Source organism: Nocardia suismassiliense (genome assembly GCF_900269665.1).
GTDB classification, from domain to species: Bacteria; Actinomycetota; Actinomycetes; order Mycobacteriales; family Mycobacteriaceae; genus Nocardia; species Nocardia suismassiliense.
In genome coordinates this window covers 4,487,861-4,503,899 of record NZ_LT985361.1, presented here as the reverse complement: position 1 = coordinate 4,503,899, position 16,039 = coordinate 4,487,861, and the positions used below count along the sequence as shown (strand labels likewise).

Below are 16,039 nucleotides of genomic sequence, written 5' to 3'. Positions count from 1 at the left end.
TGCGCCATCCGCAGCAGTGAGATCGACACCGCCGATCGAGCGGAAATCACCGGTGCGCGACCAACTCTCGGATCGCCGAGCGGACCTCGCGGACGGCCGGGACCGCGGCGAACTCGGCCGACTCGTGCATAAAGTCTGCCAACCGGGCGGCGGTGCGGCCGATCGGTCGTGCGCACTGAGTCACCGCGAGTCCGACCTGTTCGGCGGCATGCTCGGGCGCACCGAGCATCAGCTGTAGGCGAGCCGAGGAGATCGCGGCGATCTCCGGCGTCACGAATTCCGGTAGCAGCACCCGCGTTTCGCCGAAGGCGGCGCGGACCAAATCCGGGCGAGTGGCGATCAGGTGACGGTAGCTGGCGCCGAGCAGCCGCCACTGCTGGCCCGGTCCCGGCCAGTCCCGGCGCGGTCCGAGCATCATGCCGGTAGCGGCAGCGGTGAGACTGCGATCGGCAGCCGTCGCACCGGCCACGGTCTCGCGGGCTTCGCTACGGTATTCCGCGGCGACGACGATCGCGCGCTGGAAGGCGGCGCGGTCGCCGAGGATGCCCTGCGCGTAAGCCTCCAGTTCGGCCAGGGCGACCCGCAGTAGCGGCGTCGCGGAACGGCGCGCCAGATATTGCGCGAGCTGGGCCACCTCTAACGCCTCGGCCGGTTCGCCGTTGTCGAGCAGTTGCCAGGTTGTTCGAGTGAGCACCGCGGCGGTCAGCGCCGTATCACCGGCCGCGTGCGCCAGTCGCGCGGCGACGACCGAATAACGCCGCGCGGCGGTGCTGTCCTCCACGTCCCAGCTCATGGCGGCCGCGATATCGGCCAGCTCCGCCCCGGCCCGCAGCGCCCGCCCATGCCGGCTCGAAGCCGAAAGCTGCTGTAAACGAGGCACATTCGCCGTCAGCCAGGCCGCAACGGCACGACGCGGCGCCGGTCCGTCGCCCCACTGCCTGGCGCGCGCCCAGCGCATGAGCTGCTCGGCGGCTACCACCTCGGTCACGGCGAACGTCGGACCACCGCGCGCGGACGCGGCGGCGGGCAACAACAGCGGCAGCAGTTGCCTGGGGAGATCGTCGAGTTCGGTGACCGATTCGGCGGTCAGACGGTCGCGCAGGTGGTCCAGCTTCGTCTGCAACGCCGACTCGTAAGCGGACACGTGCTCGGCCCGCACCACCCGGGCGCCGGTCTCGAGTTGCCCCAGGTAGGGCTTGGAGTAGTGGGTGCGCGCGGCCATGCCCTGCAAGCTGATCCCCGCCGCCGTTCGCGCGATACGCAGCGCCGAGCCGACCTCGCTCATTCGAGGTCCGCGCCAGTGCGGGCCAACTCGTTCATCACCTCGACAATACGTCGCCGCCGCTACCCGGTGTGCGGTGTCTGCAACTGTCTGCAAGACGGGTTCGACCCGTCCGGCGCGACTGTTCGCCGACCTATCGTCCGAAACCGTGAACAGAACTGTCCGGTCCGGGCCGGAGCTGCCCCGGACCACCACGCGCGCCGCACTGGCGTCGATCGCGCTACTGGCATGCGTTTCGATCGCGGCGCCGCCCGTAGCGGCGGCACCCTCGTATCAGCCCGCCGCACAACTCGAAGCCGCCTACTACCCGCCCGGCCCCTGGGCGGTGGCCGAACGCACCGGTCTCGACTGCTGTACCGCCACCGGCGACAGCTACGACATCTGGTATCCGGCCGACCTCGGCGCCGGCGGCGTCGCCCACCCGATCATCACCTGGGGCAACGGCACCTCGGCCCACCCGCGTGAGTACGCGTACTTGCTGGCGCATCTCGCGTCGTGGGGATTCGTGGTCATCGCCGCCGACCGGACCGACACCGGCACCGGCGGGCAGATGCTCGACGCCGTCGAGTACCTGACCCGGCAGCACAGCAACCCGGACAGCATCTTCGCCGGCAAACTCGACACCCGCTCGGCTGGGGCGATGGGCCACTCCCAGGGCGGCCTCGGCGCGTTCAACGCACTCGCCCGCGGCGGCGTCAGCACCGCCGTAACGCTGGAAATGCCGTTGTCCGCGGCCTGTACGACGCTGCCCCTGGTCGACGGGCGCAGCGCCTGCATCGATCCCGCCGCGGTGACCACGGGATCGGTACTGCTGCTCAACGGTTCGGCCGATGGCATATCCCCCGCGACACAGCCCCTTCCGCCGGCGCTGATCGGCATGCAGTCGATGCAGGCGTACTACGACGCGCTGCCCGCCGGCCTGCCCAAGGCGCGTGCGGCGCTGGTGGGCGCTCAGCACAACGACATTCAAGGCCAGCCGGACTGCACCAATTACAGCTGCACCGAAGGTGTGTACCGCTACCTCGGCTACCTGACCGCGTGGTTCATGGACCGGCTGCGCGGCGATCAGGCCGCTCGCCAAGCCTTCCTCGCCGACACCGGCGAGCTGCTGCACAACCCGCACTGGTCCGACCAGGCCAGCACCATCACCCGCTGACCGACGAAAGGCTGCATCCTTCATGGAAAACCACCTCGAGCAACTACTCGCCGAGCTCGACCTGGACGGCAAGCTGCGGCTGATTTCCGGAGCGAGTCTGTTCCGGATGGCCGGTGATCCCGCGATCGGGCTGGCCGAGATGCCGGTGTCCGACGGCCCGTCCGGCGTGCGCGGCGAAAACTGGGACGAACGCGATCCGTCGGTCAGCCTGCCCTCGGGCACCGCTGTCGCCGCGACGTGGGACCCGGAATTGCTCACCGAGATCGGCGCGCTGATCGCCGCCGAAGCCCGCCGCAAAGACGTCTACGCGGTCCTCGGGCCGACGATGAACCTGCACCGTTCGCCCTTGGGCGGCAGGCATTTCGAGTGTTTCTCCGAAGACCCACTGCTCACCGCCGAGATGGCCGAGGCGTATGTGCGTGCGGTGCAGGCGCACGGGGTCAGCGCGTGCCCGAAGCACTACGTGGCCAATGACTCCGAGACCGACCGCTTCACCGTCGACGTCCGCGTCGACGACCGCGCGTTGCGCGAGCTGTACCTCTACCCGTTCGAACGGACCGTCGAGGCCGGCGCCTGGATGATCATGAACTCCTACAACGCCGTCAACGGCGCCACCATGACCGAGAACCCCCTGCTCGACGAACCACTCAAGGGCACATGAGGATTCGACGGCGTAGTGGTCTCGGACTGGACCGCCATCCGCACCACCGAGAGCGCGGCCGCGGGCACCGACCTGTGCATGCCCGGCCCGCCCTACCTCTGGGGCGCGCCCTTGGCGGCCGCGGTGCGCGCGGGCAAGATCGCCGAGTCCGCCATCGACGACAAGGTGCGCCGCATCCTGCGTTTCGCCCAGCGCGTCGGCGCACTGGACGGAACCCCGCAGTCCCCACCGGTTTTCAGCGACCAGCAGGCCCGGGACCTGGTCCGCCGGGTCGCCGCGCAGGCGATGGTTCTGGTCCGCAACGACGGCGTGCTACCCCTGACGCCGGACACCACCGTCGCCCTGCTCGGACCGTCGGCCGGCTTGCCTCGGCTCCTCGGCGGCGGCAGCGCGACAGTGATCCCCAGCCACACCAGCACGCCGGTCGACGGGCTGACCGGCCGACTGCCGTTGACCCATACCGCGGGCGTGCACCTGTGCGAGGACCTGATTCCCATCCCACTGCCGCTCATGACCGACCCCGAGTCCGGTGCGCCGGGTCTGTCCACCCGGTACCTGACCGGTGACACGGTGCTCGGCACCGAGCATCGCACCACGAGCCGGCTCGTGCTGCTCGGCGACCCGCTCGCCGCCCAGTCGACCATCATCGAGCTGCGCACGCGTCTGCGTGCCGACATGGCCGGTGACTGGCAGATCGGTTTCGGCGGCGTCGGCCACCTCCGGCTCGACATCGACGGGCAGACCGTGCTCGACGAGAACGTCGCCTTGGATTCCGGTGATCCGGCCGCAGCGCTGCTCAATCCACCCCAGCGCCACGTGACCCGAACGCTCGCCGACGGCGAGGAAGTCGACGTGTTACTGGTGACCAGCATCGAGGATGCGATGCCCGGCCTCGGCATCATTCTCGGTGCGACCCTCGGTATCCGGCGTCCGCAGCGGGACGACGACGCGGAATTCGCCGCGGCGATCGAACTGGCGCGCGCGGCCGACGTGGCCGTCGTCGTGGTCGGCACCACCGAACAGATCGAGAGCGAGGGCGTCGACCGCGTCTCCCTGCGCTTACCCGGCCGTCAGGACGAGCTCGTCGCCGCCGTCGCCGCGGTGAACCCGCGCACTGTCGTGGTGGTGAATTCCGGTGCGCCGGTGGAGCTGCCGTGGCGCGACGACGTGGCCGCGGTGCTGCTGTCCTGGTTCCCCGGACAGGAGTTCGGCACGGCACTGGCCGACGTGCTCACCGGTGCCGCCGAACCCGGCGGCCGGCTGCCGACGACCTGGCCGAAGACCATGGCCGACGTGCCGGTGCTCAACACCTCGCCCGTCGACGGCGTGCTCGACTACAGCGAAGGCATCCACATCGGCTACCGGGCGTGGTTGCGGGCGGGCACCGAACCGGCCTACCCGTTCGGCCACGGCCTCGGCTACACGACCTGGTCGACCGAGAACCTCGTCGTCGAAGGGCGCACGCTCTCGATCACGGTCAGCAACACCGGAGAGCGCGTCGGCAAACAGGTCGTTCAGGTCTATCTCTCGCGCCCGGATAGTGCCGTCGATCGACCGGTCCGCTGGCTGGCCGGCTTCACCGCCGTCACCCTGGCTCCCGGGGATTCCCGAACCGTCCCGATTACGTTGCCCGAGCGCGCTTTCCAGCATTGGACGGCCGCGGGCTGGGCGACCGAACCCGGCGCGTTCACCGTGCAAGTCGGAACCTCGGTCACCGATCTCCCGCACACCGCCTACATCTACTGATCCCGCTGCTCGACCAGCTCTTCCTGTTCGGCCGCTGCCGCAGCCGCACTCGGCGGAATGATCGAACACTTCACCCAGGGAGCTGCAATTTCCACCCAGACACAACTCTGGGCGCAGGCCCTCGGTCTTGCTATACCGAAATCCGAGTGAAGCCGCGATCAACCGCTGACGAGACCGCTTACCCGCGGGCGTCGGATCCATCGCGGACAGCGATGGCTTCGGCGACCCGCAATCCGGACACGAGCGCGCTGCCCGCGTGCTCGCACGGCGGTTGGACGGTGTTGCCGACGTAGTAGATGTCGTGCTCGGGTTCGTAGTTGTCCGGTTTGGTGAAGCCGGGCGGAAGGATGGCGGGGGCGAGGGTGCTGGAAAGGCCGTGCAGTTTCTGGAATTCGTGCGGTGCGACAAGCCGGTGGTAGCGGATCGTCGGGACGAAGCCGGGCAGCATGGTGTCGATGCGGTCGAACATGTAGGCCTGGATGTGGTCACGGTCGGCGGAGTCGAGGTCGTCCGTGCCGCGCGGGCACATCAGATAGGCGTTGAAGGACCGGTAATTCCGTTCGCCGGGCAGGTCGCAGGGGAAGACGTTGAACGCGAAGGTGGTGGGCAACTCCCCCGCGTCGAGCCGGGCCAGCAAGCCGGGGAGACCGGCGGGAACGTGCATGACGGTGTGCACGTCTTCGGGGAACGGAGTGTCAGGCGCGGTGGCGATGTGCATGGTGGCGACGGACAGTCCAGGCTCGGCATCGGACGGATAACGATCGAGTCGCCGCTGACTTGAGACCACGTGGCGAGTGTGGTGGACGCCGTGGTCGGTGCTGATCGTTTTCGGTCCGTGCCCGTGGGAGATGTCGGTGACCGTGACGCCGAGGTCGAGGTGTCCGCCGAGGTCGAGTAGCCGCCGGGCCATGCGGTCGGCGAGGGTCGCGGTGCCGCCGATCGGGGTGACGGGGTGGTCGTAGCCGTAGCCGAGGTCTCTGGCGAACAGGGCCGCGAACATGTCGGCGCGGAACCGGCGGGGCGGGCTGCCGAAGGCCCAGCAGACCGTGGCGACGAAATCGGCGAACTCGCGGCCCTTGACCGCGCGGTCGAGCAGGTCGGCGACGAACACCGGCTCGCCGCGTCGTTGGATGCCGCGCAGCGCGCGCAGGAACCGGAGTAGATCTGGTCCCACTGGGAGAAACGGCCGCACCGATGCCAGTCGAACGGGCAGCGAGTAGGTGGCGCGTTCGGTGCACAGCAGCGAGCGTGGATGGTGAAAGGCGATATCGACGCCGAGTTCGCCCATGGCTTGTTCGAACGCGGCGCCGAAGTCGTTGCAGGCGATGGTGAATTCGTAGCCGTCGATGACGTGGGTGCCGCACAGCCCGCCCGCGGTGTCGCGACTGTCGAATACCCGCACTTGAAAGCCCCTGGCTTGCAACGCGATCGCGGCGGTCAATCCCGAGATCCCGGCGCCGACGACGATGACGTCGTGTGTATCGGATGGTGGTGGCATGGCCGGCCTCGTCTCGTCGCTGGCGTCAGGGCCGGTCGGCGCTGACGATGAGGGCATGCGGGCAGTTCACGTAGTCCGCCCAGAACGCCGCGCCGTGTTCGGCGATACCCGCCTCGGTGGGGCTCGGCGCCGCCCAGGTGATGGACTGGAATCCGGCGTCGCGCAGGGCGTTGTCGTGGGCTTGCCTGGACCATCGGTGGGCTACGACCTGAGCGGGCGGGTCGAAGAGGTGGGAGGCGAGCACGACCGGTTGTCCTTCTCCCGGTTCGGTTTTCGCGTCGAGGGTGAATCCGTATGGTCGGTAGTACTCGGGGTCGGGCGCGAAGTCGGGGTTCAGCGCGAAAGCGACGAATCGGCCGCCGGGCCGCAGCGCGTCGGCCGCGCCGCGGCACATGGCGGCGAGTTCGTTCAGCGAGGTGGCGTATGGCAGCACGTAGACCGCGGTGACGAGGTCGACGGGGCCGAAGCGGCCCGCCTCGGCGAGCCCGGCTTGCACGAAAGTTGTTTCGAGCCGGGCGGTTTCGGCCTGCGCGCGGGCGACGGCAAGCATGCCCGCGGAGGGATCCAGGCCGATGAGCCGTCCGGCGTGCAGTTGGGCGTAGCGGCGCAGGTAGAACCCGCTGCCGCAGCCCGCGTCCAGGATCGAGCGTCCGGTCAGATCGCCGAGGACGGCGAGGAAGCTGGGCGCTTCGAGTTGCGAGCGCAGCGGCCATTGCTCGGTGGCATCGTAATGCGCACCGTACTCGGTGAATTGGTCGTTGTCGGTTGTCATCGCGGATCGCGCCTCCGTCGGGGGTGTACAGGTTTGTTCAGTCGCCGGTGCCGGGGGCTGAGCGTCGAGAGGTGTCGGGCTCTAGGCCCGCGAGCTGAGTGATCAGCTGGGTCAGCTGACCGAAGGTGAGTCCATCCAGTTCGATGCGCAACCCGGATGGTGTCACCATGCGTATCTCCGGTATGCCACCGTCGAGACTCTCGGACGGCAGGCTGTCATCGATCGGCGCCGGCGGACCATCGGTGGCGTCGAGGGTGTGCAACGCGCGTTCGATGTAGGCGGCGATCGACTGCACATGCGGAGGTTCGAGGACCGTCATATGGTTTCCGGAGACCGTCGACACGCTTACCTCGCCGTCGAACATGGTGGCCCATGAGACATCTGGGTCGGGACTCAATACGGGATCGCGGTCGTGCGCCTTGAGGAACAGCAGGTCGGTATTGATCGGTGTCGGTGTGTAGGCGTGGATCGCCCGATTGGTCGTGACGACGACGTCCCGCACGCACGGATCGGTGCGCATGGCGTCCCGGAACGATTCCCAGACGTGCGGTGCGATGTCGCGGAAGGCTTCGAAGACCGCGAGCACGTCCTCGGCGTCGCGCAGTTCCAGTCGCTGCGGGTCGCGCACTGCCACGGTGTCGATCATGACCACCAACGGCACTTCGTGCCCGGCGGCCAACAGCTGGCGAGCCATCTCGTCGGCGATCAGCCCGCCCGAGGAATGGCCGCCGAGCACGTAAGGACCGGAGGGGTGGGCGGCGCGCAGTTCCTCGATGTTGCGGGACGCGATGTCGGCGACCGTATTCGGAATCGGTTCACCGGGTTCGAGCCCGCAGGCGCGGAAGGCGTGCACCGCCCGGGCGGGGTCGAGTAGTTCGGTGAGTGCCCGATAGGAGTACACGGTGCCGCCGATCGACTGCACCAGGAACAGCGGAATCCGGCCGGGGGCGCCCGAGCGCAGGGTGATCAGCAGGGGGTGGCTGCGCGTCTCGCGTGGTCGGACATGGTCGAGCAGGGCGCCGAAAGTGGGATGTTGCAGCAAGGCGTGGGCCGAGATCTCGACGCCGAGTCGTTCGCGGACCCGAGCCCGGAAGGCGACCGCCAGCTGCGAATCGCCGCCGGCCCGGAAGAAGTCGTCGGCCGCTGATACGGTCCGCACGCCGATCAGCTCGCACCAGATCTCCCCGAGCACCTGCTCGGTCCCCTGCGGCGCCGGATCGGCCGCCACCGGGGCCTCTTGCACTGGGTTCGCCGACGTCTGCGCGGTACGACGGAAAGGGTAGGTGGGCAATGGAACACGGCGCCGCCGCGCCCCTCGATGAACACCGTCCCAATCGATATCCACTCCGTGACACCATAATTGCGCCAGCACGCCGGACAGCACCGCCGGTTCGGCTTCGCCCGGCACCATCGTCGGCAGGACGACGCGCTCTTCGCCGCAGTCCGGATGGGACTGCACGAGGTGCGTGAGCGTCTGCCCTGGCCCGATCTCCAGCAATGCCCGCTCGGGGTCACTCAGCAGGGTGCTCAGGCCGTCGGCGAAGCGAACCGTGTGGCGGAGATGGCGCGCCCAGTGGTCGGGATCAGGAGGCTGTTCGGTACTCATCCAGGTGCCCGTCCGTCCGGAGACGAGCGGGATCTGCGGTGCCTCCTGGTTCAATTGCGCGCTCTCCCTAGCTAATTCGCCGACTACCTGATCCATGACGACGGAGTGCGAGGCGAAGGAGACGGGCACGCGGCGAGACTTGACCCCGTCGCGGCGCAGCGTCTGCTCGAATCGTTCGATGTCGTCCGACAGCCCGGAAACCACGCAGTTGCGGGCGCCGTTGACCACGGCCACCGAGAGCGCGTCGCCGAGCAGCGGCCGCACGTCGTCCTCGGCCAGCGGCACGGTGATCATCGCGTTGGGCGGCAGGTCGTCGCACAGCCGGCCCCGCACGCTCACCAAGCGGACCAGGTCGGCCAGATCGAGCACGCCGGCGAGGTAGGCGGCGGTGCACTCACCGAGACTGAGCCCGAACAGTGCCGACGGGTGAATACCCCAGGAACGCAACAGCGCGGCCACACCGAGCTCCGTCGCGACGATGCTCGCCATGTTCAGCGAAGGCCGCAGCAGCGCGGTCGCCGCCGACTCCCGCTGCCCGGCGGCGAACAGCAGCGACCGGAGGTCGGTGCCGAGGGCGGTATCGAACAACTCCGCGCATTCGTCCAGGCAAGCGCGATAAACCGGTTGTGCCGCATACAGTTCCGCTCCCATGCCGGGATGCTGGGTGCCGACGCCGGGGAACAGGAACGCGAGCTTCAGGTGTCGGGTGCTGCCGTGGTAGACCGACGGGCCGTCTGCCGTCGTGAGCAGGGTGGCGGCCGTCCGCGCCTCCGCACTCACCACCGCCCGGCGATGACCGAAGCCCGTTCGACCGCGCTGCAGGGTGTAGGCCACATCCGCAAGTGGCGCAACGTCTTCCGCGGTCAAGTGCGCGGCCAACCCGGCGCAGGCCGCGGTCAGCGCCGAGGCATCGCGCGCCGACACGACCAGCACCTGCGGTCCAACGTCCGGCTCCGCGGCGGCCGCCTGCGGCGGTTCCTCCACGACGACATGGGCATTGGTGCCGCCGATCCCGAACGAACTGACCCCGGCCCGGCAGGGCACACCTTCCGGCGGGATCCAGTCCACGGTGTCGGAGTTGACATAGAAGGGGCTCTGCTCGAGCTTCAGCGCCGGGTTCGGCCGTTCGAAATGCAGGACACCGGGGATCCGCCGATGCCCGATGGCGAGGACCGTGGCGATGAGACCGGTGACGCCCGCCGCCGAATCCAGATGCCCGACATTGCCTTTCACCGAGCCCAGGGCGCAATAGCCGGTCCGGTCACCCGCGCGGCGGAACGCGGTGGTGAGCGCGCGCACCTCCACGGGGTCGCCGAGCGCGGTCGCGGTTCCGTGCGCCTGCAGGTAGGTGATGGTGGCGGGGTCGATGGCCGCGGCCGCGTACGCGGCGGTGAGCACCTCGATCTGGCCGTCGACACTGGGCGCGGTGAATCCCACCGCGCGACCGCCGTCGTTGTTGACCGCCGAGCCACGGATCACCGCGTAGACCGTATCGTTCTCCGCCAGAGCGTCTTTCAAGCGCTTCAACACCACGATGCCCGCGCCGCCGGCCGATACGGTGCCGTGCGCTCGCGCATCGAAGGGCCGGCACCGGCCGTCGGGTGACAGGATCCCACCGTCCTCGTACCGGTAGCCGTCCGCACCGGCACTCGGCAGGCTCACGCCGCCGGCCAAGGCCAGTGCGCAGTGACCGTCGAGCAGGCTCTGCCCCGCCAGGTGCACCGCCACCAGCGAGGTCGAGCAGGCGGTGTTGATCGTCAACGCGGGACCGCGCAAACCCAGTTTGCTAGCGACGTGCGCGGTGAGCAGTTGCAGTGGATTGCCCAGTCCCACACGCATGTCCGATGATCCGGCGCCGGTGACGCCGGCCGCGTTGCGCAGCCATTCGTACGGCAAACCCGATCCGGCGAACACGCCCACCGGTCTCCCGGCCTCGCGGGCGCCGTAGCCGGCGTGCTCGAGCGCCGCCCATGCCGTCTCCAGGAACAGTCGCAACTGAGCGTCGAGGGCGCGCGCGTCGGCCGGGTTGTAGCCGAAGAACTCGGCGTCGAACGCGGTGGCGTGCGGTGGCATACCGGTGGTCGCCACCTGACCGGGCCGCCCATCGGACGGCCCGTGTTCGAGCCCTTCCTTCCGGTCACACAACAACTTCCAGAGCTCATCGATATTACCGGCGCCCGGGAATCGCCCCGCCATGCCGATGATCGCGATCGCCGGGACGTCGGCGGCCACATCCGTTGGCACACCGGCGTTCTCGGCCGGTTCCTCGGCCGCGTCACGGTCGGTGACCTGAACGGCCAGGTGCTCGGCGAGCCGTTCGATGGTCGAATACTGGAACAGATCGGTGACCGCGACCTCGACGCCGATCCGCTCGGTCAGCAACGCACACAACCGAACCGCGAGCATCGAGGTGCCGCCCGCGTCGAAGAAGCCGACGTCGAGGTCCACCGTTTCGATGGCCAGCACCTCGCACCAGATCCGTTGCAGCCTGGCAGACAGCGACTTCGGCTGCCGGACCTGTGCCGGCCTGGATGCGGTGGTGTGCGGCGGGATCGGGAGGGCTTCTCGGTCGAGCTTGCCGTTCGGCGTGCGCGGCAACTTTGGCAGTTCGACATAGAGCGACGGAACCGTGCTGGCGGGCAACGTCTTTCCCAGATACTCGCGCAGCTCCTCGGGCCGGGGCAACCCCGGGTCCGCCGATACCGCGTAAGCGACAAGTCTTTTCACTCCAGGCGTGTCCTCGCGGGCGAGGACGGCGCAGCTTTCGATCGCGGGGTGGGCGCTGAGCGCGGCCTCGATCTCGCCCAATTCCACGCGCAGGCCGTGGAGCTGGATCTGGTCGTCGACCCGCCCGACGAATTCGAAAGCGCCGTCCGGCCGTCTCCGGACCCGATCGCCGGTGCGGTACATCCGCGCGCCGGGCGGCCCGAAGGGGCAGGCCACGAAACGCTGCCCGGTCAAGCCGGGCCGATTCAGATACCCGCGCGCGAGCTTCGTTCCGGCGAGATACAACTCGCCGACCTCGCCTGCCGGGACCTCGGTCAGCGACGGATCGAGCACGTGACAGTCGGTACCCGGCGTCGGCGGGCCTATCGATGGCGTCACCGACGGCGGCAGCGGGCCCGCGAAGGTCGCGAGGACGGTGTTCTCGCTCGGTCCGTAACCGTTGAACAACCGGCGACCACGCGCCCACCGGTCCAGCACCGCCGGCGGCAGTGCCTCGCCGCCGACCGCGATAGTGCGAACCGAGGGCAGGTCGGCGGGGCGCAGCGCCGACAACACCGTCGGCACCACACACAGGTGCGTAACCTGCTCTCGCGCACAGACTTCGATCAGCGGCGGCCCCGGAAGCAAGCGCTCCGTGGCGGCGATCACCAACACTCCACCGGACAGCAGGGACATGCACAACTCCGCGAGCATGATGTCGAAAGACGGCGACGCGAACTGCAGCACCCGGCTGTCGGTCGACCCCACCTGCCGGTCGGCGAATGCGCGGACCAGCGCAGCGAGGCCGCGGCGGGTATTGACGACACCTTTGGGTGTACCCGTGGTGCCCGATGTGTAGGTGACATAGGCCGGATGCTCCAGTCGCGGCGGGACCAGGAGTTCAGCCTCGGCGAGGTTGTGGTCGGGCTGCCCCGCCCAATCCCGCACGGTGCCGGGATCATCGAGAGCGATCGCCTGGACACTCGAATCGACGGCCACGGCAGCGCGCTGTCCGGTAAGCGTGACCGTCAGGGTGGGCCGCGCGTCGGCGAGCATGAACTCGATGCGTGCCTGCGGATAGTCCAGGTCGATCGGCAAATAGGCCGCGCCTGTTTTGGCGACCGCGATCAAAGTCGTGATCAGCAACGAGCCGCGTGGGAGTGCAACGGCGACAACACGTTCCGACGCTGCTCCGCTTGCCGTCAACAGTCGGGCGAGCTGGTTGGCTCGCGCGTTGATCTGCCGGTAGGTCCAGTCGCCATCCGGATCGCACACCGCGACGGCCGCACCCCGCGCTGCCACCTGCGCCTCGAACAAATCGGCCAGTGAGCCCGGCCCACCAGCGGCGCCGGCCCGGCTGAACGGCCGTTGCTCGAGGGCTCGGCGATCGGTTTTGCCGTGCGCGTTCACCGGTATGCGATCGAGTTGAATCAAGAGATCCGGAACCAAGGGTTCGGGCAGTTCCGCGGCCAGGCGACGACGCAACGCCTCGATATCGACGGTCCCCTCGGCCGTGAAGTAGCCGACCATACGACGGTCCAGCGGCGAAGTCCCGTGCCCTACCGCCACGGCATGTCCGACCAGCGGATGCCGGGTCATCGCGGCCTCGACCTCTTGCGGCGCGACGAGGTTGCCGCGGATCTTCATCTGTACGTCGACGCGCCCCAGGTACTCCAACGCACCGTCGGGACGTTCCCGCACCAGGTCGCCGGAGCGATACATCCGCGCACCGTCTGGTCCGAACGGGCAGGCCACGAATCGGCCCGCGGTCAGGCCGGGCCGCCGCAAGTACCCCCGCGCAAGCCCGGTACCGCCGAGGTACAACTCCCCTGCGCTGCCCGTTTCGACCGGCCGCAGCGTGGTGTCGAGAACATACGCGCGAACGCCGTCCAGTCCGCGGCCGATCGGCACGGACGTCGGCACGTCTTCGACCCGGCGCATCCGGTAGCAGGTCGCGAGGATCGTGGCTTCTGTCGGGCCGTAGCCGTCGACGACCACGGTGTGCGGGCACGCGGACAACACCTGCCGGACGGCCTCGGGCGGCACGGCCTCGCCGCCGGTCCACACCTCCTGAACGCCGGCCAGGCATCCTGGGTCCTCCTGTGCCAGTAGTTGGAACAGGCTCGCGGTCGCCCACATCGCGGTCACCCGACCACCGACTATGCTGCGGGCCAGGGCGGCCACTTCTGGGCGACCGGACGGACCGAGCACGGTTTGCCCGCCGCTGAGCAGCGGCATCCACAGTTCGTAGCTGGCCGGATCGAACCCGTAGGGTGTGTGCAGCAGTACCCGGCGGTGCACCGAGTGGGCGAAGTGGCTGTCGAGTACCCGGCCCGCGACATCGGCCTGGGTGGTCATGACACCTTTCGGATGTCCGGACGAGCCCGAGGTGTACATCACGTAGGCGAGGCTGTCTCCGTGCAGGACGCCTCGGCGCTGGGCGTCGGTCATCGCCGCACTGTCCTCGGCGGCGAGCCGCCGCGCGGTCTCGGCACTGTCCAGGTTCACCACCGTAACCCTGTTCTGCGCCGAAAAATGTTGCAGGCCTGTGCCGTCGGTGAGAACGGCGACCGGAGCTGCGTCGGTGATCAGCCAGGCGATCCGGTCGGACGGATAGGTCGGATCCAGCGGCAGATACGCCGCGCCCGTCTTGACCACCGCCACGATCGCAACGACCAGATTCAGCGACCGCGACAACGCGATACCGACCAGCGTCTCCGGTGCCGCGCCCTGGTCGACGAGCAGCCGGGCCAGCCGGTTCGCCTGCTCATCCAGTTCCTGGAATGTCAGATGCCCCTCTGGGCCGTTGACGGCGATTGCGTCCGGTGTCGCGGCGACCTGCCGCTCGAAAAGGTAGGCCAGCGGCGTCTCGACGTCGAGCGCCGCGCCGGACCCGCGGGACGCCGCCGAGCCGGTCGAATGCCCTTGTGCGAGTTCATCTATCGGCAAGCAGGGATCCGCGGTCGCGGCAACCAGCACGGCTCGCAACCGGTCCACGATCTCGGCGACGGTCTGCTCGTCGAACAGGTCGAGGTTGTACTCCGCGTGGCAGACCATCTCGCCGTATTCCGTTGCGGTGTCCGGCTTTTCCCAAAACTCGAGCAGGAGGTCGAATTTCGCTCGCGGGTACGGCAACAGCTCCACCTCGGCGGGGGCGTCGGCCATCCGGATGTCGGGCCAGGGCATGTTCTGCACCACCATGCTGATCTGGAACAGCGGGTTACGGCCCGCCACCCGCGCGGGCCGCAGTCGCTCCACCACCTGGCCGAAGGGCACGTCCTGGTGGTCGAAAGCGCCCAGGGTGGCCGATCGCACACGGTCGAGCAGCTCCGCGAAAGCGGGCTTGCCCGAGGTGTCCACGCGCAGCACCACCGCGTTGACGAAGAACCCCACCAGATCTTCGAGCACCGGATCGACACGGCCGGCGACACCGGTGCCCAACGCGATATCGGTACCCGCGCCGCGTTCGGTCAACACCGCCGCCAACCCAGCTTGCAGCACCATGAACACGGTCGCGCGGTGTGCGCCGGCCAGGTCGCGGATGTTCCGCAGCAGGCTCGCCGGCCAGGCAGCGACGAGGGTGCCCGCCATACTTTCGCCGGCCACTGGACGCGGATGGTCGGTCTGTCCCGGAAGTTCCGGCGGCAGCCCGGCCAGGGCCTGCGTCCAGAACCGCAACTGCTCGTCCGCGGCGGCATCGGTCGATGCGCCGCCGCCGAACACGGTGGCCTGCCACAGCGCGAAGTCGGCGTACTGCACCGGCAAGTCCGCGAAGCGCGGTGCCCGGCCCGCCGCGCGGGCGGAGTAGGCGGCGGCCAGATCGCGACACAATGGCGCGATCGACCAGCCGTCGACGGCGATGTGGTGCACCACCAGCGCGACGATCGACTCCTGTGGCCCGATCTGCAGCAGCATCGCCCGCAGCGGCAGTTCTGCCGCCAGGTCGAACGGCGGTGCGGCCAGCTCCGCCACCATCTCGGCGACTTGTTCCGCCGTGGTGTCGCGAATCTCGCACCGGCTCCGCGCATCCGCGGCGGCGACGACAACTTGCCACGGCTGCCCATCGAGTACACGGATGTGGGTACGCAGGCTCTCGTGCCGCGCAACGACATCATGCAGCGCCGCCTGCAATGCGGCCCCGTCGAGCCTGCTTCGCACCCGAATACTCAGCGCCATATGGTAAGTGGCGCCGACGCCGGTTCGATTCAGGTACCACAGCTGACGCTGTCCGGACGACAACGGTATTCGCTCGGGCCGCGACGTCACCGCGAGCACCGCGGGCATCGCCACACCAGTGTTGTTCCGCTCGGCCGACGCACGCAACAACCGCGCCACTCCGGCCGGCGAGGGGTGGTCGTAGACGTCGCGCACCGATACCGTCCGGCCGAACTCGCGCCGCAATCGATGGACCAATCGCGCGATATCCAAGGATGTGGTGCCCACCGCGAAGAAATCGTCGTCCATTCCGACGGTGGGCGACCGGAGGACTTTCGACACCACATCGAGCAGTCGGGCGTCGAGCTCATCGACCTGCCCGTTCACATACTCGGCAGGGTGCGCCACGCAAGCGTTGTCGCAATCGGTCACTTCGTCGAAGGTCGTCACTGTGAAT

The 16,039-nt window shown here is 68.8% G+C and carries 7 protein-coding genes; 3 read left to right on the top strand and 4 right to left on the bottom strand.

Going from position 1 to position 16,039, the window contains the following annotated elements; all coding sequences use genetic code 11:
• Window positions 1-46: 46 nt before the first annotated feature.
• Window positions 47-1,285: a helix-turn-helix domain-containing protein gene (locus DBO33_RS20105; RefSeq protein ID WP_107656424.1), complete on the bottom strand. Its 1,239-nt coding sequence runs from the start codon at window positions 1,283-1,285 to the stop codon at window positions 47-49.
• A gap of 145 nt (window positions 1,286-1,430) precedes the next feature.
• Between DBO33_RS20105 and DBO33_RS20100 the strand changes: the two genes are divergently transcribed.
• From DBO33_RS20100 to DBO33_RS20095, 3 genes are read left to right on the top strand one after another with little or no spacing between them, the layout of a single operon-like run.
• Window positions 1,431-2,438, top strand: a complete 1,008-nt coding sequence (locus DBO33_RS20100) for a poly(ethylene terephthalate) hydrolase family protein (RefSeq protein ID WP_107656423.1) — start codon at window positions 1,431-1,433, stop codon at window positions 2,436-2,438.
• A 22-nt stretch (window positions 2,439-2,460) separates the two neighbouring features.
• Complete coding sequence (locus DBO33_RS43600; RefSeq protein ID WP_199856702.1) at window positions 2,461-3,099, top strand: glycoside hydrolase family 3 protein; 639 nt, start codon at window positions 2,461-2,463, stop codon at window positions 3,097-3,099.
• A 15-nt stretch (window positions 3,100-3,114) separates the two neighbouring features.
• The gene (locus DBO33_RS20095) at window positions 3,115-4,845 is read left to right on the top strand and encodes a glycoside hydrolase family 3 C-terminal domain-containing protein (RefSeq protein ID WP_199856701.1); all 1,731 of its coding nucleotides are present in this window, start codon (window positions 3,115-3,117) and stop codon (window positions 4,843-4,845) included.
• A gap of 178 nt (window positions 4,846-5,023) precedes the next feature.
• Here DBO33_RS20095 and DBO33_RS20090 read toward each other — a convergent pair whose 3' ends face one another.
• The 3 genes from DBO33_RS20090 to DBO33_RS20080 are packed head-to-tail and all read right to left on the bottom strand — an operon-like array spanning window position 5,024 to window position 16,032.
• Complete coding sequence (locus DBO33_RS20090) at window positions 5,024-6,343, bottom strand: phytoene desaturase family protein (RefSeq protein WP_159080375.1); 1,320 nt, start codon at window positions 6,341-6,343, stop codon at window positions 5,024-5,026.
• Between the two features lie 25 nt (window positions 6,344-6,368).
• The gene (locus DBO33_RS20085) at window positions 6,369-7,115 is read right to left on the bottom strand and encodes a class I SAM-dependent methyltransferase (protein ID WP_107656421.1); all 747 of its coding nucleotides are present in this window, start codon (window positions 7,113-7,115) and stop codon (window positions 6,369-6,371) included.
• Between the two features lie 37 nt (window positions 7,116-7,152).
• Window positions 7,153-16,032, bottom strand: a complete 8,880-nt coding sequence (locus DBO33_RS20080) for a hybrid non-ribosomal peptide synthetase/type I polyketide synthase (protein ID WP_107656420.1) — start codon at window positions 16,030-16,032, stop codon at window positions 7,153-7,155.
• Between the last annotated feature and the right edge of the window lie 7 nt (window positions 16,033-16,039).

Bases quoted from the DNA above. Each gene is read 5' to 3' on its own strand.
- DBO33_RS20105 (WP_107656424.1), bottom strand. From the start codon at position 1,285: ATGAGCGAGGTCGGCTCGGCGCTGCGTATCGCGCGAACGGCGGCGGGG.
- DBO33_RS43600 (WP_199856702.1), top strand. From the start codon at position 2,461: ATGGAAAACCACCTCGAGCAACTACTCGCCGAGCTCGACCTGGACGGC.
- DBO33_RS20090 (WP_159080375.1), bottom strand. From the start codon at position 6,343: ATGCCACCACCATCCGATACACACGACGTCATCGTCGTCGGCGCCGGG.
- DBO33_RS20085 (WP_107656421.1), bottom strand. From the start codon at position 7,115: ATGACAACCGACAACGACCAATTCACCGAGTACGGTGCGCATTACGAT.